This is a genomic window from Acidimicrobiales bacterium, from assembly GCA_030747595.1.
Taxonomy (GTDB): domain Bacteria; phylum Actinomycetota; class Acidimicrobiia; order Acidimicrobiales; family MedAcidi-G1; genus UBA9410.
Map to the genome: position 1 here is coordinate 1 of JASLKK010000084.1, position 504 is coordinate 504.

At 56.0% G+C, this 504-nt stretch carries 1 protein-coding gene; it reads right to left on the bottom strand.

Annotated features, from left to right (window positions below):
- A partial coding sequence (locus tag QF777_12235; protein MDP6912291.1) for an Hsp70 family protein occupies positions 1-311 on the bottom strand: 311 nt, incomplete at its 3' end.
- Positions 312-504 lie beyond the last annotated feature (193 nt).

A 504-nucleotide genomic window follows, 5' to 3' on the forward strand; every position in this document is an offset into this window, starting at 1 on the left:
TCAATCTTGACTCGAGGCTGGCCGTTGTCGCCGCGAACCACCTGGTAGGTGGAGTGCTTGACTGCCGAGCCGCTCTCATCAAACTTCTGACCCATGTAGCGTTTGATGGATGAAACCGTCTTCTCCGGGTTGGTGATGGCCTGTCGCTTGGCCACAGAGCCGACGAGTCGCTCGCCGTCCTTTCCGAACCCGACCACCGATGGGGTGGTGCGATTTCCTTCTTCATTCACGATGACTGCGGGCTTCTCGCCCTCCATTACGGCAACAACCGAGTTGGTTGTCCCAAGGTCGATCCCGATGATCTTACCCATTTTTCCTCCGACACCCTATAGGGCGTACGCTACGATTGTGTAGATTGAACCTGTTCATTTGGAAAATCCGCCCCCGGCAGACTCCCTGACACCCGCCAAACTAATCGCCTTTGGAATCCCGGCAAGCGATTCGATCCCATTAAAAGAAGAGTTGAAACGGGTCCCGGCACGACACAGATGTCGCGATCCGAGC